General features: G+C 42.1%; 24 protein-coding genes. 10 read left to right on the plus strand and 14 right to left on the minus strand.

Annotated features, from left to right (window positions below):
- Positions 1-19 precede the first annotated feature (19 nt).
- The 3 genes from AC5JL8_RS32190 to AC5JL8_RS32200 all read right to left on the minus strand — a co-directional run bounded on the left by AC5JL8_RS32190 (position 20) and on the right by AC5JL8_RS32200 (position 3,696).
- Entirely contained in the window at positions 20-436 is a 417-nt protein-coding gene (locus tag AC5JL8_RS32190) for a hypothetical protein (protein ID WP_495883752.1), read from the minus strand.
- A gap of 58 nt (positions 437-494) precedes the next feature.
- Positions 495-1,250 carry an NACHT domain-containing protein gene (locus tag AC5JL8_RS32195; RefSeq protein ID WP_495883753.1) on the minus strand — a complete coding sequence of 252 codons (756 nt, stop codon included), beginning with the start codon at positions 1,248-1,250 and terminating at the stop codon, positions 495-497.
- Positions 1,251-1,332: 82 nt separating this feature from the next.
- Positions 1,333-3,696 carry a pentapeptide repeat-containing protein gene (locus AC5JL8_RS32200; RefSeq protein ID WP_495883754.1) on the minus strand — a complete coding sequence of 788 codons (2,364 nt, stop codon included), beginning with the start codon at positions 3,694-3,696 and terminating at the stop codon, positions 1,333-1,335.
- On the opposite strand from AC5JL8_RS32200, the gene AC5JL8_RS32205 reads away from it, so the two are divergent.
- Positions 3,695-3,958, plus strand: a complete 264-nt coding sequence (locus AC5JL8_RS32205) for a hypothetical protein (protein WP_495883755.1) — start codon at positions 3,695-3,697, stop codon at positions 3,956-3,958. The two genes, AC5JL8_RS32200 and AC5JL8_RS32205, sit on opposite strands and share 2 nt — an antisense overlap.
- On the opposite strand, the gene AC5JL8_RS32210 is transcribed toward AC5JL8_RS32205, so the two are convergent.
- Positions 3,932-4,282 carry a hypothetical protein gene (locus AC5JL8_RS32210; RefSeq protein WP_495883756.1) on the minus strand — a complete coding sequence of 117 codons (351 nt, stop codon included), beginning with the start codon at positions 4,280-4,282 and terminating at the stop codon, positions 3,932-3,934. The genes AC5JL8_RS32205 and AC5JL8_RS32210 overlap by 27 nt on opposite strands.
- 329 nt (positions 4,283-4,611) lie before the next feature.
- Here AC5JL8_RS32210 and AC5JL8_RS32215 point away from each other — a divergent pair, with 329 nt between their 5' ends.
- Complete coding sequence (locus tag AC5JL8_RS32215; RefSeq protein ID WP_495883757.1) at positions 4,612-4,953, plus strand: hypothetical protein; 342 nt, start codon at positions 4,612-4,614, stop codon at positions 4,951-4,953.
- Between the two features lie 122 nt (positions 4,954-5,075).
- Here the strand turns inward: AC5JL8_RS32215 and AC5JL8_RS32220 are convergent, their stop codons facing one another.
- Both AC5JL8_RS32220 and AC5JL8_RS32225 read right to left on the minus strand, forming a co-directional pair.
- The gene (locus AC5JL8_RS32220) at positions 5,076-6,278 is read right to left on the minus strand and encodes an AIPR family protein (RefSeq protein WP_495883758.1); all 1,203 of its coding nucleotides are present in this window, start codon (positions 6,276-6,278) and stop codon (positions 5,076-5,078) included.
- A gap of 284 nt (positions 6,279-6,562) precedes the next feature.
- Positions 6,563-7,996 (minus strand): NAD(P)/FAD-dependent oxidoreductase, encoded by a 1,434-nt coding sequence (locus tag AC5JL8_RS32225; RefSeq protein WP_495883759.1) that lies wholly within the window; start codon positions 7,994-7,996, stop codon positions 6,563-6,565.
- A gap of 187 nt (positions 7,997-8,183) precedes the next feature.
- Here AC5JL8_RS32225 and AC5JL8_RS32230 point away from each other — a divergent pair, with 187 nt between their 5' ends.
- From AC5JL8_RS32230 to AC5JL8_RS32250, 5 genes are all read left to right on the plus strand, one after another.
- Positions 8,184-8,390, plus strand: a complete 207-nt coding sequence (locus tag AC5JL8_RS32230; RefSeq protein WP_495883760.1) for a hypothetical protein — start codon at positions 8,184-8,186, stop codon at positions 8,388-8,390.
- A gap of 178 nt (positions 8,391-8,568) precedes the next feature.
- A complete protein-coding gene (locus tag AC5JL8_RS32235) occupies positions 8,569-8,763 on the plus strand; it encodes a hypothetical protein (RefSeq protein ID WP_495883761.1) in 195 nt (64 codons plus the stop codon).
- Positions 8,764-9,059: 296 nt separating this feature from the next.
- Positions 9,060-9,311, plus strand: coding sequence for a hypothetical protein (locus tag AC5JL8_RS32240; RefSeq protein WP_495883762.1), 252 nt, complete (start codon positions 9,060-9,062; stop codon positions 9,309-9,311).
- Between the two features lie 193 nt (positions 9,312-9,504).
- Entirely contained in the window at positions 9,505-10,473 is a 969-nt protein-coding gene (locus AC5JL8_RS32245) for a hypothetical protein (RefSeq protein WP_495883763.1), read from the plus strand.
- Between the two features lie 150 nt (positions 10,474-10,623).
- On the plus strand, positions 10,624-10,863 hold the full coding sequence (locus AC5JL8_RS32250) for a hypothetical protein (protein WP_495883764.1): 240 nt from the start codon (positions 10,624-10,626) through the stop codon (positions 10,861-10,863).
- Between the two features lie 559 nt (positions 10,864-11,422).
- On the opposite strand, the gene AC5JL8_RS32255 is transcribed toward AC5JL8_RS32250, so the two are convergent.
- Together AC5JL8_RS32255 and AC5JL8_RS32260 are read right to left on the minus strand one after the other, a co-directional pair.
- Complete coding sequence (locus tag AC5JL8_RS32255) at positions 11,423-12,472, minus strand: J domain-containing protein (protein ID WP_495883765.1); 1,050 nt, start codon at positions 12,470-12,472, stop codon at positions 11,423-11,425.
- A gap of 478 nt (positions 12,473-12,950) precedes the next feature.
- Positions 12,951-13,865, minus strand: a complete 915-nt coding sequence (locus tag AC5JL8_RS32260) for a LysR family transcriptional regulator (RefSeq protein WP_495883766.1) — start codon at positions 13,863-13,865, stop codon at positions 12,951-12,953.
- Between the two features lie 118 nt (positions 13,866-13,983).
- Here AC5JL8_RS32260 and AC5JL8_RS32265 point away from each other — a divergent pair, with 118 nt between their 5' ends.
- Together AC5JL8_RS32265 and AC5JL8_RS32270 are read left to right on the plus strand one after the other, a co-directional pair.
- Complete coding sequence (locus AC5JL8_RS32265; protein ID WP_495883767.1) at positions 13,984-14,634, plus strand: VOC family protein; 651 nt, start codon at positions 13,984-13,986, stop codon at positions 14,632-14,634.
- Positions 14,635-14,699: 65 nt separating this feature from the next.
- Positions 14,700-15,572, plus strand: coding sequence for an NmrA family NAD(P)-binding protein (locus tag AC5JL8_RS32270; protein ID WP_495883768.1), 873 nt, complete (start codon positions 14,700-14,702; stop codon positions 15,570-15,572).
- Between the two features lie 558 nt (positions 15,573-16,130).
- Here the strand turns inward: AC5JL8_RS32270 and AC5JL8_RS32275 are convergent.
- Positions 16,131-16,655 (minus strand): plasmid pRiA4b ORF-3 family protein, encoded by a 525-nt coding sequence (locus tag AC5JL8_RS32275; RefSeq protein WP_495883769.1) that lies wholly within the window; start codon positions 16,653-16,655, stop codon positions 16,131-16,133.
- A gap of 133 nt (positions 16,656-16,788) precedes the next feature.
- Positions 16,789-17,496 carry an NADPH-dependent F420 reductase gene (locus AC5JL8_RS32280; RefSeq protein WP_495883770.1) on the minus strand — a complete coding sequence of 236 codons (708 nt, stop codon included), beginning with the start codon at positions 17,494-17,496 and terminating at the stop codon, positions 16,789-16,791.
- Between the two features lie 109 nt (positions 17,497-17,605).
- Between AC5JL8_RS32280 and AC5JL8_RS32285 the strand changes: the two genes are divergently transcribed.
- Positions 17,606-18,064: a GNAT family N-acetyltransferase gene (locus AC5JL8_RS32285; protein ID WP_495883771.1), complete on the plus strand. Its 459-nt coding sequence runs from the start codon at positions 17,606-17,608 to the stop codon at positions 18,062-18,064.
- 186 nt (positions 18,065-18,250) lie between these two features.
- Here the strand turns inward: AC5JL8_RS32285 and AC5JL8_RS32290 are convergent, their stop codons facing one another.
- From AC5JL8_RS32290 to AC5JL8_RS32305, 4 genes are all read right to left on the minus strand, one after another.
- Positions 18,251-18,511 (minus strand): hypothetical protein, encoded by a 261-nt coding sequence (locus AC5JL8_RS32290; protein ID WP_495883772.1) that lies wholly within the window; start codon positions 18,509-18,511, stop codon positions 18,251-18,253.
- Between the two features lie 3 nt (positions 18,512-18,514).
- A complete protein-coding gene (locus AC5JL8_RS32295; RefSeq protein WP_495883775.1) occupies positions 18,515-19,327 on the minus strand; it encodes an alanine--tRNA ligase-related protein in 813 nt (270 codons plus the stop codon).
- A gap of 147 nt (positions 19,328-19,474) precedes the next feature.
- Positions 19,475-23,455, minus strand: coding sequence for a hybrid sensor histidine kinase/response regulator (locus AC5JL8_RS32300; protein WP_495883773.1), 3,981 nt, complete (start codon positions 23,453-23,455; stop codon positions 19,475-19,477).
- Positions 23,456-23,724: 269 nt separating this feature from the next.
- Positions 23,725-24,815 (minus strand): DNA cytosine methyltransferase (locus AC5JL8_RS32305; RefSeq protein WP_495883774.1); only part of this gene is annotated, 1,091 nt, incomplete at its 5' end.

The raw sequence follows: 24,815 nt of genomic DNA on the forward strand, positions 1-24,815 counted from the left end.
TATCTTAACGGTTTACTTGCTATTTGAGTGTTTCTGCCAAAAGTGGATGCTCCCTTTCATTTTTAAACAAACTAGGCTGCATTTCTTCAATCAAAAACTCAGTTTTCGATTCTCGCTGCATCTGTTGAGCTAACCAAACAAGCCACATTTGGGTTCGTTTAGCATTAAGTGGTTTGTTTTTTAAATATGCCCTAAATTTAATATCCCGTGTTAACATCCGCCCTATGTAAACATCTAACAAATACTGAATTCGCTCTGCTGTAAAGTTCAAATGCTGCCATTTTCCAACAGATATTTCTTGAAAGGCTAGAACAGTAATGCTGAGTAGTAAGGGAGTTTTAACCAACTCTACTAGGTCTAAGTCACTACTTATGGTTGACCACAGTTCTATATAATTTATAGATGTTAGATAATTACAAATTTGATTGTTAGTCAAAGGCTGTAAATAAATAGCACCATTAAGTTGTAATTTATTAGCGTAGTTACTATATTCTTCACTTCTGACTGCAAACAACTAGATAAAGGGGTCTAGTTTCGCTTACTAAAAACTGATTAATGGCATAAACGCAAAGCTCTTGACGTTGTGGTTCAAGTTCATCCAAACCGTCAAGCAATGGTAGCAATTGGTGGTTCTCAACCCACTCTTGACCAAGCTTTTTTGAAACACCATATTTAGATTTAAGTTCTGCCACTAACCAATCAGTTATAGATTGTTGGTCATCTTTCCAAGAAGATAAGTTAAATAAAACTGGAACCGGATAATCAGGCTGTTCTTCTGCACGGCTAACTAAAGCTTGAGCCAGTTCTAGTTGTGTGGTAGTCTTACCTGAACCTGGCTCTCCTAAAATTAACAATTTACCTGCAATTTCTTGGGAGTCAAAAACTTCTAAAATTTTTGTCGTGTCTGGGATAGGTTCAGCAGGCTTTAAGCCAATTTTTATGTGGGCATCCCAAGGTCGCTTTACCTGCTGGGGTTGTGACTCTTTGCCCAAATTAATCAGCACGGCATTGTGTAGAGATTGTCTTAACCGTGCGCTCACTTCTTCCTTAACTGCGGCTAGTAGTATCCGTTCGTTCCTTGGTCGAGCCGGATTGCCTACTAGTGTTGTCTGCTGTCCTAAGAAAATATTCCAGATGTCCCCACCAATTCTGCCAGCATTCACATTCTCAGCATTAATAAACCCACCACCAAACTGGGCATTGCGTAAGTCGTTGTTATTGCCTTGCTTCGGTTCTTGGGAGTCCGGCATGGGTTAACAATTGATTTGTAGGTGTCTGTATTATAAATATTTCCACCCTGAAGATGGCTTAGAACTATGATTTCTTCATAGACTATTTCTTCTTCAATACAGGAGTTAAATGTTCGGGAATTCCTTCTAGTTGAATTACACTGCACCCAAGTTTATAAGCAAACTCAACTGATTCACCAGACAAGAGCGCATTGTAAAAGCCTGTGGCAAATTTAATCGCAGCTTGATCCCCAATCTCTTGGCTCATTCCAATCACATAGGGAATATGAAGTGCGATCGCACTGGCTTGAACTTCGCTGTAACAAGCATTGAGGACGACACACTCAATAGAAGACGCAAATAATTCAAACAATCCTGCTAGTGCTTGTGTATCTACTAAGCGTACATTTCCAGTTTCATCTTCTAAAGCTAAACCATCATCACCAACACCATGACCGCTAAAATGAACAAATTGTGGTTTCAAGTCCAGAAATGATTGGTAAACATCTTGAACACGCACAGCCCAGCGCTGCTTTAAGTCAAATAATTCTCGTTTTTTTGCCCGTTGCAGTCCAGCATCAATTTCTCGCACTTCTTGATCCAGTCGCAAAGAGGAGGTAGTTTTGGGATTTGATGCCAAGATTAAAATTGTCTTGACAGCAGTGGTATCAGGTTCTGTTTGGACAAGCTTGTTATCTGAATTATAGTTGGTGATGTTTCCACCTATTTGATGAGCATTCACCGTGTCAGCATCTACAATTCCACCAGCGAATTGAGCGCCTTGTAAATTAAAGTGAGAAATTCTTTTAGAACCTTCTGGCATTATCGTATCTCCTTGGTTTTGATAAGTTTGAGCATAAAAGTTAGGGCGCTGTAATGCTGTCACTACCATAGTTTGTAAGTCAGCAATTGTGTTATCTTTCTGTGCGATTAATTTCTGTACTTCTTGTTCTGCCAAAGCTTTTAGCTGATTGTAAGTAGCGAAATACTCTGCACTCAGTTGCGATTTATCGGCTGCGATCGCTGTTTTGGCACGGAGCAAAAACTTGTCCTCACCCCGTACTTCCATACCTACAATTCGCAAATCCGCTTCTGAGTTATTTTCAGCTAATCGCTTAAACGAGATGGCGATCGCTCTGGGGTCAACTCCTTGGCTATGGTAGAGGTCGAGGGTGTCGAAGATTGGTTTGATAAAATCCCCAAACTCGCCCGGAGCAAATACCTCTTGGCGATTGTCAGGTTTGCGGTGAGGGTCTGGGTTATCTGGTGTAGGCAGGCGCATATAAACGTACTCGCAGCGTACTCCATCAAACGTAGTGTCAGTAGTAATATTCCAATCTTCAATAAATGCACCAGTGAGAGTTGCACCTGTAAAGTCAGTGCCATCGAGTTGAGTTTGTACTAACTTGACTCTGGTTAAGTCTGCATCTTGTAAGTTAGCCTCACTAAGGTCTGCACCTATAAAGCTGGCATCTTGGAGATTAGCCCCCTGTAAATTGACTCCCCGTAGATTTTGATAATCAAAATTTAGCTCTTGTCCTTGTCTGCTAGTAACCAACTTTCGCACTTTTGAATGCATGAGATAGGTATTTTTGGCATAAGTAAGGTCAAGCTTTTGAGTTTGATGCCAACAGGTACAAGCGAGGTTTGCCTTTGCTAAATTAGTAAATCTAAGGGTAGCTTTGGTAAAGTCTGCATTAGCTAGGTTAGCACTATAAAAGGTTGTGCCACCTAATGACCCGACTGCCAGTGCCGCTAAACGAATCCAAGTAAATTTAGCATCTCCCGCAACTGCCTGTTGAACAATGTAACTTCCAATCATTGCCAATACCCATGCGCCGACTCCAGACATTACTAAAACCTGTATCTGAGTTGATGGATCGGCGACGAACGCAGAGAAAGTCCAAACTATCGCTTCAGTACCTGCCCAAATCCCTGCCCGCCAGTATGTTTCTGTAATCACCTTCGTCAAAATACCTGCAATCACCCATAATCCTGCCCAGGCTGCAACTAAACTTAATGTCGAAGTCCAAACTTGAATCCCAACCAAGATAACCATTAGCGGAAATATTAAACATACAGCCACTATCCAAACTAAAGTTGTTAGCGCAGTTAAACCATATCGGATAAATGTCATCAACAACAGTCCGATGATCATGAAGATGACAACAGCAGGAATCAGAGTATGATTTTGAATAAATGTATAACTCAAAGCACTTGAACTTAAAAGCTTAAATAGCCCAGATATATATCCTGTCGTACTTGCTAGTGTCAATGATGCTAGTATCAATCCATTTATCCATCGATACTGTAACCCAGCCCTAGCATGACTAAAGTTTGCCCCTCTCAAATTAGCCCCGCTAAAATCGCAAGAACGAATATCTGCACTGCTAAAGTTTGCCCCCACTAGCTTTTGACCTTTGAATGAACGACCTCTGAGGTTTTGGTGGGAGTAGTCTTGGGGCATGGCATGGCTGGCCAAGGCAAGGCTTGACGCTGGATACAACTTTAGTATGTGCTTTTACGGAATGTTGCACAAACAAGATTTATTACTTAGTATGGCAATATTTACTGCGATCACCTACAACCAAGATGTACAGCACTACGCTCTAGTTTATGCCCGTAAGCTAGAAGTTCAGACAATACTAACCAAGCTGTCTCAAGAAAAGCTTGCCAGAAATCTAAGACTCTTGGGACACGGTTTAATTTTGCGGGTCAATCCTGGTTAACTGAACCAAGATAGCTCCAAGCTGATTTAATGCAGCATTAGTAGTTCGCTGGTGTTCCTCAAAATTACGCTGGTGCTGCTCAAAGTTATGTTTTAATTCTTCGTGGCTATCACGCAGTTCTAGCAATACATCATTTAAAATTGCATCCCTAGCTAATACAGAGTTTACATTACTGGTTAGCTCACTAACGTTATCAGTCAAGTTATCTACCTTGTCGGTTAGATTGTTTAGTTTGGTGGTTAAAGCTGCTATGGCTTCAGTATTCCCAATTGCTAGTAATTCAATTCGGTCTAGTCTGCTTGGTTGGTTTGGTGTGCTGGTCATAGTGATTTTAATAAGAAGCTAATCACGTATCGGCTCAATAAAATTACAGATACCTTACAGTATAAGCTTTCTGGCTCCTTAGTAAGTTCATTTTGGGGATTTGTAGTTAAATTTTGCTTAAACGACATCAGCGTTAGTCGCTCACAACAGGATATATAGCATTTGAGCAAGTTTACAGTCAGGAGTCATAGCTTTTTGAGAAGCTTTCTTGAATTTAAGGATCACAATTTACCGAAATTTTACACTAATTTATGGTTAATTTAGATACTAAGTAGCTTGATTTGCTTTATATTAGCAATATGTTTTAAAAGCTCGCCTCTATTACTCTAATGAGATTTTTATTCAAACTGCTCGGTTTAGCACTGCTACTTGCTGGTGTTTACTTTCTCGGTCAAAATATTTACTTTACTACTAACGTATATCCTTACTGGTGGCGAGGCATAGCTGCTGATACTTCCATACTTTTTCTGACAAGTGGGATTCTCATGTTATTTGTCCTGCCCCGCCAAGATAAAGCTTTAGGTTGGGTGGCGTTAGGAGTGGGTATACTTTTAGTTTTTTTAAGCAGTCGCGCTGTCCTCAACCCTACAAGCCTTTGGCAGTTTTGCCTTTCAATGGCTTGTTTTATTGGGGGATACCAATTATTGACTACAGGCCGCCTCAATATTTAGTTTCTGAGAAACGCTTTCATGCGTTACGCCGGACTGGAGGGTGCAGAAGGCTCAACTGGAATAGTGAATTTGGTAGTACGTTATCTACCAAACCCTAATGCAGCACCAGATTTTTTGTTGTGTTAATTCACCAGCTTCAATTCTTCGCGCTTGGTGTTTGAGCCAACCATCTTAATCAATTGCTGATTCAGGTAACTCTGGGCACAAAGGTAAAGGTTATCCCAAATTACAGGATTTCGGCAGATTTTGCTCCCAACCGTATTGCCTGCTAATTTCTCTGACAGCAGATACTTGCGGTAATAGTTCGTCCACAAATGCTGTAGAAAATCTTCCGCGAACTCATCAAAGGGAATTATCCAATTGTACTGTTCATTCAAGAACACCCGATAAGCGGCGACAATTGGCATGGCAATATCAGCCGGCGCACTAAACCCGAATGAGTATCGGCTATCAGGCAACAGAGTATTCTTGCGCGGGTCAATTGAGGCGAGGTCAACTACTCCCTTTCTTCTGGGCTTAGTGATATGTGACTCGATTACCTGAAATAGCCGTTGCTCAATCCACAAAGCTTTGGGCAGTAGCGGCAGCAGTAAGGACAGCCTTTGCCTTTCAGCTTCAGATAAAGAAGGTGTATTGCTTACGGGCGGGTGTTTAGTTCTGCTCTTAGAGTCTGGGTTGTATTTGTTCCTGTCCAGGCAGTTCATCAGCTTAATCAAATGGTTGACGTTGCACTGGGGACTCTTGGGCGCACCGCTCTGGTTTTGATAATAGGCGATGCGGAATGTTGTTTCCTCTTCCAATCCCAACTGAGCTAAAAATTGTTTGATAAATTTGTAGTCACCCCTGGCGTTCACTTTAGAACGCGCATCCACCGGGGCAGATGTGTTTGATGCCAGGGCTATATCTTTTGCGTCGTCTTCACTCAGCCCAATGTGAATGGTAACTTTGACTCTAGCTTCACTCAGGTCGTACTTGTAATCTCTGGCTTGTTGAAAGGCTAAAACCGTATGCCCCCCGTTAATGATGCCATCGCTACCGCCCTCACTAGCCTCAAGTATTTCTAACTCTAGCTGTGTCTTTTTACTGTTAGGCTTCACCTTGTTGGCACACAGTACTATTCCGCTATGCCGCTCAAAAAATTTTTCGGGTTGAGTGGTTAATGAATCGAAAATTTGTCTGTATGTGGAGCTTTTGCGGTTAGGTTCCCGGATATTTGGCTCTAACGGTAAGTCGGCGGGGAAGCTGTCAACGTGAACGGTAGCGATAATGCAGTTGGGGTTTGCATTAAAAAACTGGTCTACTTTCAAAGCCCAATTTTTTGGCATAGTCTTTTTGTGGGAGGAGTGCAGTGCATATTTATCAAGAGTACAGAATCTCGCAATCAAATAGCACATTTGTAAACTACCTTTTACTGCCCCCAATACTACGCTAGCGACAGAAGCGATGGCTGCGCCAAAGCCTTCGGCTAACGCAAGAGCTAACCCAGGCAAATATTATCCTGGCACGGCTAGATTTGGATGGTGTACCGATAGGTGTTACTGTCGAAGTTGTACGGTTTTTATGCCATTTTGGACGAGTTGCTAAGTAGAAAAGAAAAATTCTCACAGCCTTAGTTTGATTTGCTCCATGCTCTGATTATCTGCCAGAGAATCCTTGCCACGATACTAGGTTGGAACAGTACTGTTGGCGGTTCAACCATGTGTACTACTGCGGCAAACTTTCGGTACACGTCAGGAGCATCTATCATCAGCTTGAGCACTTGGTCGAAATAATGCTGTGTTATTTTGCTAATAGGATCTGGTTTCCCTCCTACTGTCGTTGGCCAACGTAAATCTTCTCCTGTTGCCATTAACCAAGGAGTTGCAATGGTTTTTGCTAATTGATGCTGAAACCGTCGCGTCAGACCTACTAAAGAGTTTTGGTTGGAGTTCAATTTCTTCTGAAGACATTTGTCTAGAAGCAAAGCTTCCATCGCTGCGACTGTAATTCCTTGACCGTAAACTGGATTAAAGGCACAAACTGCATCTCCCATTACTAGTACTCCTTCTGGGAGCAAGGACTTTTCATAGTGACATCGACGGTTCTCTGTTCTCCTATAGCTATAGACTGGGGATAGGGGTTGTGCATCTTTGATTGCTTCATAAATAATTGGACTACGGAGACTGCGAGCAAATTCTAGAAAGCCAGCTTCTTCAGTCGGTGGATAATCTCGACCAATACCTCCTAGAGTCACTACCCAACGATTGCCTTCTACTGGATAGAGTACGCCACCTCGACCCGTTTCGGGTGGTTTTGACATAACTGTTGCACCTTGCCAGTCTGCCTGAAACTCTTTGGGTCGCTGATACCAGCGACTAGCGTAGCCCAAGAAAGAATTAACAATAGTCACTGGTGGCGAAGGGTAGCCTAAAGCAACTAACCAGTCAGACATGGCAGAATTGCGACCTGTTGCATCCACTACTAGATTGGCTACTAAATCCCGTGTCAGGAGTGGAGTAGTTTTATCTTCTCCTGCTCGATAGCTTAATCTTACCCCAGTAACTTGCGACTTGTTGGCGTTAATTAATAGCTCTGTTACTTGGCACATATCTAAAATTTGCAAGTTTTTGTTCTGAGCTAGTCGCTGCCAAAGTACCCATTCGAGGAAGGTACGGCTACAGGTATACCCCTTTAAGTCACTGGCAAAGCGTTGTCCCCAACCCCAAACTCCTAATACCATCCAGTCAGCTATCCAGTCCACCGTAAGTGCGCCTGCTGCTGTTAGTTCTTCCTTTAAACCAGGAAACAGTTCTTCTAAAATTAGCTGTCCTTGAGTTAGTAGAACGTGGACTTGATTTGCTTGTGGCACACCGGGACGCACTCTTGGCTCTTGAGGAAAGCGATCTCGCTCCACAAGGGTTACCATCTCAAAGTGATTAAGTAACACCCGTGCAGCAAGCAAGCCAGTAATACTACCACCAATTACTACAGCTTGCTTGCCATAGCTAACTGTAGTAATTGATGCTTGTGTGAGATAGTCACGTGCCTGCGCTTGTCTTGTCATCAAAGCTCAACTCCTAATACTTTCTACCATTGCAGCATTCGCAAGAGGTTGAAGTCGGATACTATTTGTCAAAAACCAATAATACTGAAATATTGCAATATTGCTAAAAATCTGGGTTAAAATCACAATTTTTGAGCAGGCGAGCGCGTAATCTTGATACGCATCATTAAACTTCGACCATTACCAGTTGCAAAATGCCCGTACCTGTTTTTATACAGTAACACCTCAAGAACATTTTATTATTGAATCAACAGGAAAATCATGGCTGATGTCTGGCTTTTCTGGACATGGATTTAAATTTGGGGCATTGTTGGGTTTAGGTGTGGCTGTTGCGATTGCCGGATGTTGCACCCCAGAACAACTCGGCCACTGGGCGGCGGGTAATATCAGTTAAGGGAACTCCAAAATAAATTATCCAATTTCACTCCCAATACTGTTCGGTCTACTGAAGTTATCTGTTGAGGTGAGCAGGGGGAGAGGAAAGCGCAGGGGAAGCAGGGGGAGAGAACAGCCATTGAACAGTAATTTTTCCCCCCCAGCCTCAAGAGCCTTAAGAGCTTATCCGAACCGTATTGATTTCACGTGCTAATGCTGTGGATTTTGAAATTACATTTGGTTGTTTAGATGCAACAGGTGGCAAAGGTACAACCCAAAGTCCGTTGATGAAATCGGAAATCATGAGTGTAATAAATGCCCAGAAGACGACTTCAATCATCAGTGTAAGTAAAGATTGTAATTCCACGGGAATAGCTCCTGAGTTTTTCTAGTTTTCAAAGAGTTTTGGCGAAGCGTAAAAGTATCTTTGTGTAGCGAGTGTGTACTTTTACTTATTAATGAACTGTTTGTAACTTCAAGCCAGTATGAAGTGTGTACAAAAGGTATCTAGCTACAAAGAAGATTTGGACATACTTCTATATTGTTTTGGCGTAGCCGCTTATACAATTTGTTACTCCTAGAAGAATGAATTAGTTCTAAATAGGTACTTGAAACTTTTATAATCAAGGCTAAGATGCAATTGGGTTAATCAATTTCAACTCAACAAAACCCCCTAAACCGATAGACAATGCCAAGTAAGGTAATTGACGTCAAAGAGTACACAGTAAGAGCGCACAAGCGAGAGATTCACACTCGCGTCTTCAACTTTATCTGCAAGCAGTGCGAACAATCAGCACAACGCGAGACTTTTGGGCCGCGTCCTTTGTACTGTGAAAAATGCCGTGCGCCACAACCACCGAAAAAGTCAAAAGTGTCGCGCAAGAAAAAAGCATTGCCTCGTCCTATGACTTATAAGAGCGATGTTGATTTTGCAAGCTGAACTTGTAGGTTAATGTAATAACCAGCGCTGCACTTGAGATAAGTCCAAACAGTTAATAGCTATCAAAGTTTGGGTTGTAGCTGAAAGCACAACTTAAACTGGTATGTCTGTTGTATAGGATACTGGAGTTATTGAACATGACAACTCTTTACAACAGATATACAACAAAAGCGTGAAAGGAATTTAAAAGTTTATGGAAAGTGAATCACAATTACAGCCACCGCCAGAAAACCTCCTCAATCCACTATTAGAATTACAAAATTATTATGCTCCGCTTGTAGAAAAGTACGAGAAATTATACACACAAGCATTAGATAATCTTAACCACGTAGAAGCATTAATATCTAACTGGTCAACGAATTCAAGCGCTAACGGCAACCTCCCAACTCTTGAAGTGACTCGTGAGGTATTGCCTGCTCCTATTGAGGAAAATCGCTTGTTAGGCAATAGCGCGAGCATCAATGAAACTTCAGTCAACTTGGTAGAACCTACTGATTCTGAACTTACACAAACAAATGGTTTAGAGGTAGAGGAGTTATCTCAATCAATTCCAAATATCGAGATGCCGTCAGTAGTGGATGAGGTAGTTTCTGCTGCTCTTGATGAAGATTTGTTGTCATCAAACAGCGATAACATCACTGAATCTTCGACTAGCTTAGTTGAGCCGAGTAATTCTGTTGTTGAACAAACAGATGTAGAGATAGGGGAAGAAGACGAGTTACTAGCGTCAACATCTACGATTCTAGAGACATCTTCAGCAACTCCAGAGATATCGAACAAATCGGCAGATATTCCAATGCTTGCGGAATATCAATCTCTGAACCGCCCTGAAGCGATCCAAAAGGTATTGCAAAAACACGCAGGTACTGTCTGTCACATCGATTTTATTGTGCGCTCGCTGTATGGAGAATTAGAACCAGATGTTTTCAAAGTTGTAAAAAGCAGAGTTCAATCTACTTTGACTTATGGCAGAGAAAGCGGTAAATGGTTCCTTATTCCTGGCAAGCCTGGCTGTTTTACTCTAGACTTAAAACTGCTCAACTCGAATCGTGCTCAAAGTTCTCCTAAGCAGAGTAAGACCAAAAACAACAAACCTGACCGAAGAGGCAGAGGGGCAGGGGGCAGGGAGCAGGGGGAGCAAGAGAAAGTCCCGAAGCCGTGAAGCGGAGCGGAACATGGGTATCAAGCCCTGCCCTTCTAGGGCGCTCGAACTTGGGCGACTTCCTTGCTCCGTCTGGTGTTTTCCCCCTTGCCCCCTGCTCCCTGCTCCCCTGCCTCTTTTGACCCACGAGCAAAAACCAACCATCACCCGATGAAGAGGGAATTTGAAGGGCAATTTTTGATTGATGCAATTACTTTGTTGTTGCAACAAAATCCCAAAAAAGTTTTTAATGTTGCCGAAGTCATACAAGGGCTATATGGAGAACTTGATGTTGAGGATGTCGCACAAGTAAGACCCAAGGTGTTAAATGAATTATCACGGGGTTATCGCACAGGACGATTCTCAAGAGTGCCAAATGAAAAAGGGCTTTATACTTGGGATTCTAAGTAACTCCAATAGCTAAGCGATTGCAAGGGAGCGCAGCACAATTATGCGATCGCTCTTAATACTGTAACTATATACCTAATCAAAATGCTTCTGACTATTTGTCTAGAAGCATTTTGAGCGTGTTTTGTTTTGAGCGAGTTCAACATATACAGAACAATTGTACTATATAATAGCCAAGAGGTAAAGATTGGCGCTTTTGAGCTAATGATCGCAGCAAACGACTTAACATCAAGTTAGAAATTAATTTTATGGAGCAGCGTGAATCAATTGAAACTTACATTCAAGCAATTGAACTGTACAATGCCGCACTCTTATTTGCCCTAATGACTTCAATACGAACAAGCGCTTGGATCTCCCGGAGACGCTACGCGTAGCTTGCTTCTCTGAAGGAGTACGTCGCTAACGCTGCGAAGATGGCAATTCGCAATACTTCGGCTACGCCCTTCTCCTTCAAAGACGAAGTGCGCGAACGACTGCGCTCAGGCTAAACTCAGTACAAGGGGAGCAATTCGCAATTAATAAAGCCAATTTGTACAAGGGTTTGTTAATCAACAAGTTCTGTTTAGATTAATTCTAATAACATCTGTTCTAAAATATCTTGCAGTAGTTCTTCCTCAGAGGGATGCAGAGAAACTGGGCCAGCAAGAAATTCTTGAATAGTCAGTTTCTGCTGTTGAAAATCTTTGACAAAATCCCGAATTTGAGAAACAGCTTGAATTTGAGATTCGATTGCTTCAACCATTCCGGCTACAGCATCAATACCTTGTTTTGCTGCTTTGCGGGAACTAGCAACCATTGCTCCTTCTGGAGTATTTTTTGCTTTACGGAGTTCCTGTTTTAAATTTTCATATTGAGCCAAAAGGATTTGATTTTGCTGTTCTATATGGCGACATTTGCGAGTTAAATCATCTTCATTATTGAGATCGACAGCTTCCCCAACTTGTTGACGAGATTCAATTTCTAGCAACCTTGCCAAATCTCCTTCTTGGTAGGCAATATTTATCTCCTGCATAATTTCGGTATAATATTTCTGTTTGTCGCTGTCCTTGACTTTATCAGGGTGAAAGATTTCAGCTAACCGCAAAAATGTGGAGCGAATTTTTTGTTGTGTTTCGGTTCTAGCCCCAGCCCCAAATGAGGTAGTTTCTTGTGCTTGCCACTGTTGATGTTGATGAGGATTTTCGGTAGTTTGAGCGGAGAACTCTTCTTCCATAGGGGCAAACTCTTCGTTTGGCTCTGCCCCTAATTGGTTTGTGTCGGGTTTGATGCTGATAATTCCGGCCAACTGTAGTTGATGATAAACTGCTTGTATCTTTTTGAGAGTTTGTTTACCAAATTTTCTGGTACTAAAAATGGTTTCAAATAAAGTATGAATTTCCTGGTCGAGTTGGGCTATTTTTTGGAAGCTAGGATTAGCCCGATGCACAACTTCTGTAGCTAAAGAACGTGTTCTTTCGACAAAGTTATGAAGTTCAGTCCGCTTTCTCTTAATCTGCTTGAGGATGGATTGGTGTTGTTTTTCTAAATATTCCAAGCGCAGATGCAATTCGGAAAGAGCCAGCCCGTTTGCAACAGTAGACACGGATGAAGATGTAGCAGTTCGTCGAGGCATAGAAAATTTATGCTGTTTTCCAAGTGAAAAGAGCGATCGAGATACAAGACACCTCATTGATGATACACCAATAGATAAATCTGGGATTGTGGCAATTTCTTCAGTATTTGAATCGCAGCTGGTTCTTGGGTAAAAGTTTTACTTTTAAAACAAAAGCGATCGCTACATAAAAATTCAGTCCCAAGATGAGATTTTTGTCAGGTTATTTGATTTATAATTTTGAATCCGTCTAATTTGAGAGAAGTTTAAAAGTTGTACAGCAGCAAGCAATGACTGCGCTGCGCCGTCAACAACCATCTATTGGCCAGTATTTAACTTCTTGATCAGGAGATTACCCTAGTATGAGATGTATTGTGCCACTCTAGAAGCTAAAAAACTCAGGAAAACAAGTAACTGACAGAATAAGGAAAATCCGCAACCTTACGTCAATCAACAACTAGTGATACAGTTGTAGTTAAAGATAGCTGTCTTCATTAGTTTACTCGACAATCTGCATCTGTTTTAACTGTGCCATCAGCCCGTGAAGAAATTCCACAAAGACATTGACTTTAGCAGATAGATAACGTTTTTGTGGATAAACAATTGAAATGGGGTAGCCAGGAGGTGCATACTCTGGCAAAATCGGCTGGAGCTTTCCAGATGAGATCGCCCTGGCTGCAACGTAATTATATAATTGCACAATCCCAACGGAGGCCAAGGCTGTCTCTAAAATTGCCTCACCGTTATCCAAGCGGATGTTTCCTTGCACAGGCAGTAAGACTTCTTTGCCATCTTGTTGAAATCGCCAATCATAACTTTTGCCAGTCCAAGCTGAAATGAAAGTAATGCAATTATGATGGGTTAAATCGTTGATTGTTTTGGGCGTTCCATATTTTTGGAGATAGTTAGGAGTTGCACAAACAATAAATTTTGCGATCGCTAATCGATGCATAATTAAACGATTGTCACGTCCGATGCCAATTCGCACAACAGCATCTACACCTTCTTCAATGAGATCTACTATCCGGTTCGTCAGTGACACATCGACTTTTAAATCAGGATATTGTGCTAAAAATCTTGGCAATGCTGGAATAATGTGCAATCGTGCCAGTTCAGTACTAATATCTATCCGCAATACACCTGTCGGTGTGGTTTGAGAACGCTTCAGTTCTAGTTCTGCTTCTTCAAGTTCCGCCAAAATTTGACAACAACGATAATAAAAATTTTCACCATCCTGCGTCAGCGTAATGCTGCGGGTAGTGCGATTCATTAGCCGAATCCCCATGTCTTCTTCAAGGCGCAGAACCGCTTTACTGATTGTGGACGGGGACATCCCAAGCTGTCTAGCGGCTTGGGAAAAACTGAGGTACTGTGCGGCACGCACAAAGATGACGAGGCTATTAAGTTTATCCATGCTGGCGATTGTAGCTTATTTGTGAATAAACTTCATAGATATTGTGAAAATAAACTACTTGCTCTCTATTTATTCACAAATTATAGTTAATTTAACAAGCAGTTCAGGTAACTCGAAAATGAAGAAATTCAGCATATCTCGCTCTATAGCCGGATCATTTCTTGCGAGTTCAATACTGATACAAAACGCTATGCCGTTAAAGGCAAGTACACCCAATCCCATCAAAGAAAGTCATGAACTTTCTACCCAGGGCAAAGCGAGTGCTAATCCAATTACAACTGTGTCATCTAATCATCAGGAAACTACTTCTATGTCTAGCTCACAAGGACTCAATAGTTTACAGCTAGCAAACATCGCTCTGTCTGTGACTAACATCAATACTGCTATTGCTTGGTACACCGAAAAAATGGGATTTACTGTCAAATATCGGACTCCGGCTATTGAACAGATTGAATTAGCTTTACTAGAAAAAAATGGAGTCTATATAGATTTAATCCAATTTCCTCAACCAATCAATTTAGAACCCGAACGCCAAAATCCACCCCTACATCTGCAAATTACAGGGCTACGTAACATTGTTTTCTTTGTAGATGATATTGCTCAAGCAAATCAAGAACTGAAACACAAAGGAGTTGAGTTGATTTGGGAAGGACGAGTTCTCGACCACTTAGGCACTAAAGTCACCACATTCCGCGATATGGATGGGAATCTTGTCGCACTGTGGGAGAAAAATGCGGCAATTGTTAAATATATGCAAGCTGGCAATTAAAGTTAATCATTTCATAGATTTTTTGCAAAAACTTAACTCATTAGGCTCAACAGTTAAACAAAACCATGACTAAACCTACTATTCTTGTTCTTGGTGCAACGGGTAAAGTCGGCGCAAAAACCGCACAAATCCTGGCTCAATCAGGTGATGTCAAGGTGGTGGCAGGAGTTCGTTCTCCACAAAAAGCCATTGGGCTTCAAACTAGTGGCATTGAAGTGCGACACCTGGATCTCGATTTTCAAGCAACCCTTGCACCTGCCCTAACAGGAATTGATCGCGCTTTACTCCTGACAGGCTACACTGTCGATATGCTCAAGCAAAGCAAAGCTTTTCTTGACACTGCCAAGCACATGGGCGTTGAACACATTGTTCACATTGGAGCATCAGGCGCACCGACCAATGAAGTTGCTCATTGGGGTTGGCATCAGTTGATTGAAAAATACATTGAAGCATTGGGATTTAGCTTTGCACACTTGCGCCCAGAGGCTTTTATGGAAAATATTCTGAGCTTTGGCTGGCTTAACAGGAGTGTTTTAACTAATTACATTGCCAATGCGCGATGGAGTTGGGTTAGTTGTGATGACGTGGCTGTAATTGCAGCAGAAACTTTACTTCATCCTCAACAGCATCAAGGACAGATATATCCTCTTGGCTATGATGCCGCAACAATACCAGAGATTGCGGCTCTACTCACAGAAATCATTGGCCGGTCTTTTCAAGTCGATAACCGTTCACCAGAAGAATTTTTAGAAACTATTTTAAAGGCAGGCGGCGATCCTGCTTACATTCAATGCGTCTACCAGCAATTGAAACTGAATATTGCTAATGCCATTCCTCAAGCTGATACCACCTTTAATAATTTTGAACTAATTACAGGACGTAAACCCACTACTTGGCGATCTCTAATTCAACAGCAACATTCGTCCTTTGCGTACTAAGCTTTACAAATGCTGTGATGGCTATTACAACTTTTAAAACAAGTAAGATTGATGGGCCTTTTCACTCTGCAACTCTCCCTCTCCACTGCACCCAATCGGGAGCCACAACCACCAATTAGCCAAACATTTGCTGTGTGGTCTTTTTCATCTCCACTATCAAGCCGAGAGCGTTCATGACAAAGACATTACTCCGAAACCCATGCTAAAAAATCAACCAGCAATTAACCGAGAACTCAGAAATCATGAAAACTATTAACTGCAAAGGTATCTATAGAGGGCAAAAACCTTTGAAGTGAAGGGTAAAATTGTAACCTAACAGGGTAATCATCTGTTTGGGATACTGACAATTCAATTGTTTGTTGGTCTTTGTTTCAAATGACATACTGACTAATTAAACAGCCCAGAGTTAGCTAGGTAATGACGAAAAGTTTCTTAACTAATATTTGGATATTTGAGCAATTGATTATGGTGTGCTGTCAGTGATTGCTGCGATTATATTTATATAATTAGTGCCTGACATTAATTCACAATTTTATTTTTCAAATAGCGCATTTTCTGTTATTCAAAATCAGCGTACTGAGGTGGACTAGCCCCGACTCGCTCTCGTATTTTAGGATATTTGCCTGATGGAACTGCGTCTGCAATGCTTTGGACATCAATCTGGTGCCACCAATCATCACCAAAATCAAACCAGTAACCAAAAGCATCATCAATCGATAAACCCAACGACGCAATTGTAGTACTAGCAACATCTCCTGTAGGTGCTGGTGTCAAGTCAGAACTGGAAAATGCCGCTTTTAAGCAGTAACGTCTGGCATTTGGATCTTGCGGCCCCCTGCCACCAACCTGAAATTCGTACATATGTTCATCTTCTCTATCGAATGCTTTGAAGATGATTTTATGCAAATCCTCTAAAGTATTGCTGCCTTTAATTTCAATGGTTCGAGATACTACTGGATTTTCTGCTGCAAATTCCTCCGTAATTGGGCCATCAATTAAAAACACCTTTAGCACATATAGTGCATTTGGAGAAGGGTTAACCGCTTTTTTAGGAACGTTTTCTGATTTCTTAGTTTTAGGCATACTGATTTAAGGAGTTTAACTCATCAATATTCGGTTCTCAAAATTTTATTTGCGCGAATCTACAATCAAGCAGCTGCAAATTATAGAGAAAGCCACGGTCTGCAAATAGTTATACTGTGTGCATAGCCTTCAATTATGAAAGGTTAGATGGTTGCCGTCCACCTAATCGTTGCTCTGATGCAGCAGGCAAGATATTGACAGAAATTGTGGCATAGGGATTTTGTAACTGACCGATAATCATGAATCGAATAAAGTTTCCTAAACCCTCAACCAATCGAGCATGACGTAATTCTCCACAGTCAACAGCAGCAAACCCAATATCCTGTGCCAATTGCATTACAGTTTTACGGGCTTGAATATCATCAGCACAGACAAAAACTGAGACTTGATAATCTTTGAGTGGGCTGGGTGCAAGTTCAAACACTTCCTGAGCCATTGTATTAAAGGCTTTTACAACCCTTGCATTTGGAACCTCTAAGGCTAATTTTTCAGCAAGTGATTGGACTATTGGAGAAAATGCAAACCCTTGTGGAATCTCAAAGTTGTTGCAGTCAATCAGAATTTTGCCAGACATCATTTCAATTGAAGAAAGTACTTCGGCAGGATTTACACCTCGTACCGTATAAAGCAAGACATCACCAAAAATTGCTGCTTCATCGTTGGTTCCTCCCTGCGTCCCATTTGCAACAAATGCTGCTACTGACTGCCCTTTTTCTTGTGTCCGAGTACCAAAGAAAACCTCGTGTCCTTGCTCTGCCCACAGCAGACCCAGAGAGCGACCCATATTTCCACTGCCGATAATCCCAATTTTCATAGTTTGAGCGGCTGCGTTTAACGTCATACTTACTATATCAGGCACACTTGGAAATAATCTTCACTCAACTGGAGACTATTGCTAACTAATAATTTATAGAAATCTATAGAAGTCTTTTTAATTCCATGTGATGAATATGAATATTCGGATTGCTGAACAATCAGATATTTCTGCACTAGCAGAACTTTATCAAACAACTGTGTTGGCGATTGCACCCGGACACTACTCCCCAGAGCAAACCCAAATGTGGGCATCTTTTGCATCGGATAGGGATACTTTTGGACAATTCATTTTAAAAGCCACCACATTCATTGCCACTGATGAAATGGGAATTTTAGGTTTTGCAGGGATTACAGAAGATGGTCATGTCACCTCAGCTTATGTCAGGAGCAATTGCATTCGTCAAGGCATTGGTTCTACATTAATGCAGAAAATTTTAGAATATGCTCACAGGCACGAAATTAGGCGTTTATATGCCGAAGCGAGTGAATTTAGCTTAGGTTTATTTCAAAAGTTTGGCTTTCACATTTACGACACTGAAATAGTAGACCGCCAGGGAGTTAAGTTTAGACGTTATTTGGTGGAGCGAAGTTGAAATTTCAAAAATTCTGATTTAGTTTAACATTCTCAAAAAATCAAAAAACTTTCCTGACTGGCCCACTACCATCACTACTCATGCCCATAGCAATGAAGAGGAATGGATTTATTAACCTCTACTAAAACTTCATTCCTTTTATGTTGCTACTAACAAGAGTAAGACGATTGTTACATAAACTTTTGATTATCTGTTATTGATAATCTCTTGGCTAATTTCAATAGGTATACCAAAAGTTTGGTAGAGATTTAATAAGTCACTTTCGGTTGGGCTAGTAATTTCGCTTAACTTCTGCTTCCCAAGTGATAATACTTTTTGGTACTTTTCATATTCTTCTATGAAAGTTAGATTATCTTTTGGTTTGTATCCAAAATGAAACATTCTCCTCATTAACTTGCGGAGAATATAGCCATGCTTGGAATTACTAGGCATTACACCTTGACTCATAATTCAGCTACAGGTTCGATAGTGGTCTTTTAAAATAGGATGCTCAAAACTTTGGCACAAGCAATCTATCTCGTAAATGCTTGCTTTGTTGCTTAATACATAAGTTAAGCGTTCTAATCCTAAACCAGAATCAATACATTTAATAGGATTGGGAGCTATATTGCCATCAATATCAACTTGGGAATCAACAAAAACAATATTGTAAAACTCCAAAAATCGGTCTGAATCTAGGTCAATACTATCTAGTTTTTTGTGCGGTTCAAAATCGTAAAAGAACTCTGTACACTGTCCTAAGATTCCAGGCTGACCTGAACTCCAAATGTTTTCATAGGTTAAAACAATACGCTCTTTTGGCAAATATCTAGACCATAATTCATGAGTTTCTCGATCGTCTGGGTGAACTGTAATAATCAAATTATTGGAATCAATACCATAAATTTCAGTTACTAATTTATAACCTAAACGAATACTTTCCTGTTTGAAGTAATCTCCAAAACTAAAATGCCCTAACATTGTAAATCCAGTTAGGTGTCTTTTAGATTTACCTACTGAGTCAATGTCATTGGTACGAATACATCTTTGAGATGTTACAACTCGTTTATGTGTAGGTTGTTGACGCCCTTCAAACATGGGCTTAAATGGTATCATCCCAGCAATTGTGTAGAGTAAATCCTTATCTTGCGAGATTAAAGAATATTCTGGTAAATGATAATGCCCGTGTTCTTGATAAAATTTAATAAATTGTTTTTCGATTTGGCGACTTAACTCAAAGCCGCCGTTTATGCGTCCTGCATTTTCATTTTTCGCCTCTGGTATTTATGTATATAGCCAATTGTAACACATATAATACAAATGGGATATATTAACTTGAAATAACACTCAATTCCGTAGCAGTAACCGAATGATTTGATAACTTGACCTGAGTTCGGGATAAGCTCTTCAAGATAAAAGCCATTCCATTCACTAGTCTCTAGCCTCTAGGTCTGTTTCATCCTGTCGTAGCAGTGGTAGGATAACTGTAAAGGTTGACCCAAAGTCTTCACCTTGGCTTTGGGCTGTAACTGTGCCGCCATGTTGCTCGACAATGTATTTGACGATCGCTAATCCTAATCCTAAGCCTTGTTTGACAGTAGTATTATGCGTATCCTGCCGGAATCGCTCAAATATGTGAGGCAAAAATTCAGGTCTAATACCTTTTCCAGTATCGCTGACCTGAATCAGAGTCTGAGAATTATGCCGCTCTAACAGGACTTTAACCTGTCCGTTTGCTGGGGTAAATTTAATAGAGTTTGTCAGTAGATTTAGAACAACTTGTTGCAGGCGAGTAAAATCTCCCCAAATCTGAATAGGTGCAATACCTTGTATTTGTGTGGTTAACTGAAGTAATTTTGCCTCGCTAGTTGGACGGACGCTTTCGACCGCTGTGTCTACAACATTTGCTAAATTGACTGGCGCGAGATTTAACTGTAACGTACCGCGTACCATGCGGGAAAGATCGAGCAAATCTTCGATTAGTTGCATCTGCACCTGAGTATTGCGGCAGATTGTCTCTAGTGCCTTGTTTGTAGTGGGAGCATCCAAGGATTTCCTTTGCAGCAGTTGTGCCCAACCTAGAATTGCATTGAGAGGCGAACGCAACTCATGGGCTACCATAGCAACAAACTCGTCTTTAGAGCGATTTGCAGCTTCAGCTTCAGCGCGGGCAGCTTGGGCTTGGGCTAGAAGTTGTTCGCGTTCAGCCTCAGCTTGCTTACGTTCTGTGACATCGAGTGCAGCCAAAATTGCATAGCTTGGGCGTAGCGTGCAGCCGGAACACTCAAAAAACACTTGCTTACGCACGTTCAGCCAGCGCACTGCGCCATTTTCCCAAACTACGCGATGTTCATGGGCAAACCATCCCGTTCCTTTTGGGTTGAGTATCTTTTCAATTAACTCAGCGCACTTGAGGCGTTCTTCCGGATGAAATGTGGCATGGATGCGCTCGCGCGTTACGATTAATTGCTCGGTGGAAAGTCCGTATAAAGCAGCCGCTTCTTTGGAAAGCTGTACAGTGTTATTGGCATAATCGACTTTAGCAAGGGCGAGTCCTGCTACTTGCACCCCTAACTGCAACTGCTCTTGTGATTCTTGTAATCGCTGTTCATTGCGTTTACGTTCAGTGATATCCTGTACCATCACATTGATGCCCAAGATTTTACCTGTTTTATCTTTGAGTGGGTAATAGCTGGCAACCCAATCTCGTTCTATTCCAGGCTGTGCTTTGGTACTGCCGTGAATCTCAACATTGAGAATAGATTCTCCAGTTTGAATGACTTGCTGCTTCAATGGTTCAAGGATCTCAGCGAGTTCGGGGATGACTTCACGGTCAGTGCGTCCTAAATGGTCAAGTACCGAAATCCCGTTGATTTCGGCTAAACGCTCATTAATGCGGACATGACGCAAGTTGGTGTCTAAAAAACACAAGCCGACTGGAGCCGTGGCATAAATACTTTCTAGTTCAGCAAACTGCTGACAGATAGTTGCCTCGCGTTCCTCAAGAGCAGTCTTAGCACTAACCATCTCGTTGATATCAGTCGCCGAACCAACCCAAGATTTAATATTGCCTTGTTCGTCACACATCGGCACGGCTCTGACAATGAACCACATGTATTTACCATCAAAACGCCGTAGCCGCTGCTTAAGTTCAAAGGGTAAGCCACTTTGTAGTGATTGATGCCACCGTTCTCGATTAATCGACAAATCTTCAAGGTGTATCGCTTGTGACCAATCTTGACCTTTGACTTGTTCTGGAATCTGTCCGGTAAACTGACACCATTGCTTGCTAATCCAAGTGATTTTCCCAACTGCATCTGTCTCAAACAAAAGGCTTGGCACTGCCTGTGCGAGAGCCTGGAAACGTGTTTCGGTTTTGCGTAATCGGGCTTCTACCTGTTTACGTTCATTGATTACTTCTGAGAAAATAATGATGCCGCCAATTTCATTGCTGTTGGTGTGCCACGGATGAATTTCCCAACGCACCCAGTCAATCGAGCCATCGGCACGGGAAAATATTTCTTCGGCACAACTTTCAACAGCTCCTGCCAAACAACGCTGATGGATTTGTTTCCAGCGTTCAGGTATTTTGGGAAATATCTCATAATGGGAACGACCTATAATGTCTTGCCCCTCAAGCTCGTAACTCCTCAGCCAGCGATCGCTTGCTAAAATATAGTGCATTTGTCGGTCAAACATCGCCACTCCCGCAGGTGCGTGTTTGACAAATAAATTCAAGATTTCTTCACGCTTGCGGAGTTCGGCTTCAATACGTTTACGCTCTGAGATGTCCAAAAAGGCTCCGAGTGCGCCTCGGATGTTACTTTGGTGATTAAGTAAGGGAGCGGTATAAGCCAGAAGATGGCGCATTGTCCCATCGGGTAATAAAACTTCAAATTCGGCATCTTGTACATCTGTGCCTAGTTGAGATGCAACTTGCATCAGTAAGTCGTCCGCCCAGACTACCTGCCCATTTTGCAAGGCGGGGTAAGCATGTTGGTTTAAGACCGAGGCACTTTTAGAGGTACTGTGACTAGAGCTAACGCCAAGCAATTGCCGCAAGTAAGCATTACACTGCATTTGAGTACAGTTAGAGTCGGGAGCGAGTGCTATCCCAACTGGAATAATATCAATTAGGGTTTGCAGTTCATTGACGCGAGCGTTTAATTCGTGATTGAGTTGGACAACTGCATCCTCAGCCTGTTTTTGTGGGCTAAGATCGACCGCAAATGCCACATGCTCATCTGTACCATCTAGCCATTGCATTGCACTAATCCAAACTGGTTGCCGAGAACCATCGCGCCGCAGCAGTTCCTTTTGGGTGGGTGGCAGAAAGCCATTTTGTCGCAGTAGTTCCATTGCCTGCTCGGTTTGTGCAGACAACTCCTGAGGGGCGAAGTCCCGCCAGTTCATTCCGTGTTGCTCAAATTCCTCTCTTGTATAGCTATGTAGACGCAGCATCTCATCATTCATGACTCTTACCTCACCGCTAGCCGCAGCAATGCCAATACCAATTGGAGCAGTATCAATCAGGCGTTGTAGGCGATGCTGTTGTTGTTGCAGGTCGGCGACTCTCTGGTGTAACTCTAACTCTAAGCGTTTGCGCTCAGTTATATCCCGCCAAGAAATTACCAATCCATCATGCAGCTTGCGAGCGTGAATATCATAAGCACGGGTGAGAGATTGAGTCCCAAACACATCTGAATAAACTACTTCTTCTTTAATCAGTGGTTCTCCCGTCTCTACAACCCGACAGTATTGAGCAAACAAGCCAGTTTTTCTATAGGCAGGATATATTTCACATAGCCCTTTACCAATGTCAGCAGCAGTCAGATGATTGCTGTTCAAGGCAGCTACATTTAAGTATTCAATTTGGAAGTCTAGAATCTGTCCGCTATTGTCTCGAATGGCACAGCAGATGCTAAAACAGTCCAGCATATTTTCAATGGAGATCCGAAATCTCTCCTCTTGGTGCTGTAACTGAAGCCGTAACCGGGTATTTTTAATCGCACTTCGCATCGATAGCTGAAGTTGCTCTGGGGTGAGGGTTTGCTTTAGCAGATAATCTTCTACCCCCAGCTTAATAGCACGCACAGCTATCAACGGATCGCTATCATTTGCCACCATCACCACAGGTGGGTGAGTGCCATCAAATCGAGTTTGCAACTCTTGTACAAATTCCAGCCCCATTGCATCCGGCAGTAAATAATCTACCAAAATTCCGTCAACCTGGTTGTGTTGGCACATTAATACAGCACTGGTTACAGATTGTGCTTGAAGTAGGGTATAGCGGCAACTGGAATCTGCCTGTAAACAACGACTGTAAAGTTCCCGATCTGCTAAGACGCTTTCAACAATCAACACCGTGTAGGATGAAGGGTTTGTAACACTGGTTTCGCTGACCGAGTTCATGATTTCCCCTGCCTAGTTGTGACAAATTTAGCAACCACCCCTTGAAATCTCATCTAATAAAGGTAAAGATTAAGCCTTTAGATAGATAACAACTTGATATCAACCTTTTAAATGTATGTTTATTTTACAAGAATAAGCATTTTGTCAATATCTTAAGAAGTAATTTTTTGAATGATGATTATGGAAGTATCATAAAGTCCGACTTATATCTAGAACTTATAACAAGGAAAAGAGGACACCAAGCAGCTTTTAATCCCTTAGTCTCATGTTCAATGATTAATCTTTGTCTTACCTAAGAGAGTTAACTGCTTTTGAATGTGAGTAAATAACTGTATGGCGAAGCTGGGTGGTACAGAATACCCAATGATTGACCCAGCCGTAGCAGCATCTGGCGGGAACTCATACCAAGACGAGAAACCCTGTAAAATGGCTGCACCTTGAATAGACAAAGACTTGACCATACCATCAGGCAACCAGATATCTGCAAATTTATTGCGGTTGCATCCTTTGTGATCGGTAAAGTGCGAGCGCACGATGGTATTTGCAGGTAAATGCCCTGGCTTGTACTTCAACCCATTTCGTCCACCAACTCGTTCAATCAAAAGTGGTGCGGGTACGCCCGTTGCCAAAAATTGTTTTACCGCTTGCTGTTGTCTAACAAGTAATTGAGAATCGGGCATTGTAGGAATGAGATGAGAGATCGCCTCATACCAACCAATAGGGACAGATGTTGGTGGTAGTGAGATAGCTCTTTCCTGGCAAGCCACCAGGACTAATCGCCGCCGCGCCTGGGGCAGTCCAAAGTCAGCCATGTTAACGATGCTGTAACTGACTCGATAGCCAAGAGCTTCCAAAGCCTCCAGGATGATAGCGAAACTTTGACTGCTTTGGTAACGCGGAACATTTTCGAGAGTGAATACTTTTGGTCGCAACTGTCGAAGGGCTTGAGCTACTGAGTGCGCTGCACTTTTATCATCCTCCGTTTCAGAAGCAATCCCGGCTTTGGCAGTGTGGGCTTGACTGAAATTTGCACACACCGGGGAGGCGTGGAGGTAGTCGGGGTTAACTGGAAATCCACTAAATCGGCTAAGGGCTACATCTTGAACTGTTTGCTGGATGACTGAACAGCCATACTCGTGAAAATTTCGGTGATGAGAGGTCGCAATTGCCCGACTCAAATCTGGTTTGGTAGGGTCATACTCCACCGCGACGACCGGACGAATACCGGTTTGTACCATTCCTGCTTCAATCCCGCCGCCCCCTGCAAACAGTACAACAGCAGTTGGTGCATTATATCTTAGTACGGGTTCAAGGGGCGACAATCGCCTGTAAACCAAGCCAGCTAAAGGTTTTGGGCTTA

This window comes from Mojavia sp., from assembly GCF_059505145.1.

Bases quoted from the DNA above. Each gene is read 5' to 3' on its own strand.
- AC5JL8_RS32220 (WP_495883758.1), bottom strand. From the start codon at position 6,278: ATGCCAAAAAATTGGGCTTTGAAAGTAGACCAGTTTTTTAATGCAAAC.
- AC5JL8_RS32210 (WP_495883756.1), bottom strand. From the start codon at position 4,282: ATGACCAGCACACCAAACCAACCAAGCAGACTAGACCGAATTGAATTA.
- AC5JL8_RS32290 (WP_495883772.1), bottom strand. From the start codon at position 18,511: ATGAGTCAAGGTGTAATGCCTAGTAATTCCAAGCATGGCTATATTCTC.
- AC5JL8_RS32250 (WP_495883764.1), top strand. From the start codon at position 10,624: ATGAAGAGGGAATTTGAAGGGCAATTTTTGATTGATGCAATTACTTTG.
- AC5JL8_RS32245 (WP_495883763.1), top strand. From the start codon at position 9,505: ATGGAAAGTGAATCACAATTACAGCCACCGCCAGAAAACCTCCTCAAT.
- AC5JL8_RS32300 (WP_495883773.1), bottom strand. From the start codon at position 23,455: ATGAACTCGGTCAGCGAAACCAGTGTTACAAACCCTTCATCCTACACG.
- AC5JL8_RS32215 (WP_495883757.1), top strand. From the start codon at position 4,612: ATGAGATTTTTATTCAAACTGCTCGGTTTAGCACTGCTACTTGCTGGT.
- AC5JL8_RS32255 (WP_495883765.1), bottom strand. From the start codon at position 12,472: ATGCCTCGACGAACTGCTACATCTTCATCCGTGTCTACTGTTGCAAAC.
- AC5JL8_RS32285 (WP_495883771.1), top strand. From the start codon at position 17,606: ATGAATATTCGGATTGCTGAACAATCAGATATTTCTGCACTAGCAGAA.
- AC5JL8_RS32200 (WP_495883754.1), bottom strand. From the start codon at position 3,696: ATGCCCCAAGACTACTCCCACCAAAACCTCAGAGGTCGTTCATTCAAA.
- AC5JL8_RS32225 (WP_495883759.1), bottom strand. From the start codon at position 7,996: ATGACAAGACAAGCGCAGGCACGTGACTATCTCACACAAGCATCAATT.
- AC5JL8_RS32260 (WP_495883766.1), bottom strand. From the start codon at position 13,865: ATGGATAAACTTAATAGCCTCGTCATCTTTGTGCGTGCCGCACAGTAC.
- AC5JL8_RS32275 (WP_495883769.1), bottom strand. From the start codon at position 16,655: ATGCCTAAAACTAAGAAATCAGAAAACGTTCCTAAAAAAGCGGTTAAC.
- AC5JL8_RS32280 (WP_495883770.1), bottom strand. From the start codon at position 17,496: ATGACGTTAAACGCAGCCGCTCAAACTATGAAAATTGGGATTATCGGC.
- AC5JL8_RS32270 (WP_495883768.1), top strand. From the start codon at position 14,700: ATGACTAAACCTACTATTCTTGTTCTTGGTGCAACGGGTAAAGTCGGC.
- AC5JL8_RS32240 (WP_495883762.1), top strand. From the start codon at position 9,060: ATGCCAAGTAAGGTAATTGACGTCAAAGAGTACACAGTAAGAGCGCAC.
- AC5JL8_RS32195 (WP_495883753.1), bottom strand. From the start codon at position 1,250: ATGCCGGACTCCCAAGAACCGAAGCAAGGCAATAACAACGACTTACGC.
- AC5JL8_RS32265 (WP_495883767.1), top strand. From the start codon at position 13,984: ATGAAGAAATTCAGCATATCTCGCTCTATAGCCGGATCATTTCTTGCG.
- AC5JL8_RS32205 (WP_495883755.1), top strand. From the start codon at position 3,695: ATGGCATGGCTGGCCAAGGCAAGGCTTGACGCTGGATACAACTTTAGT.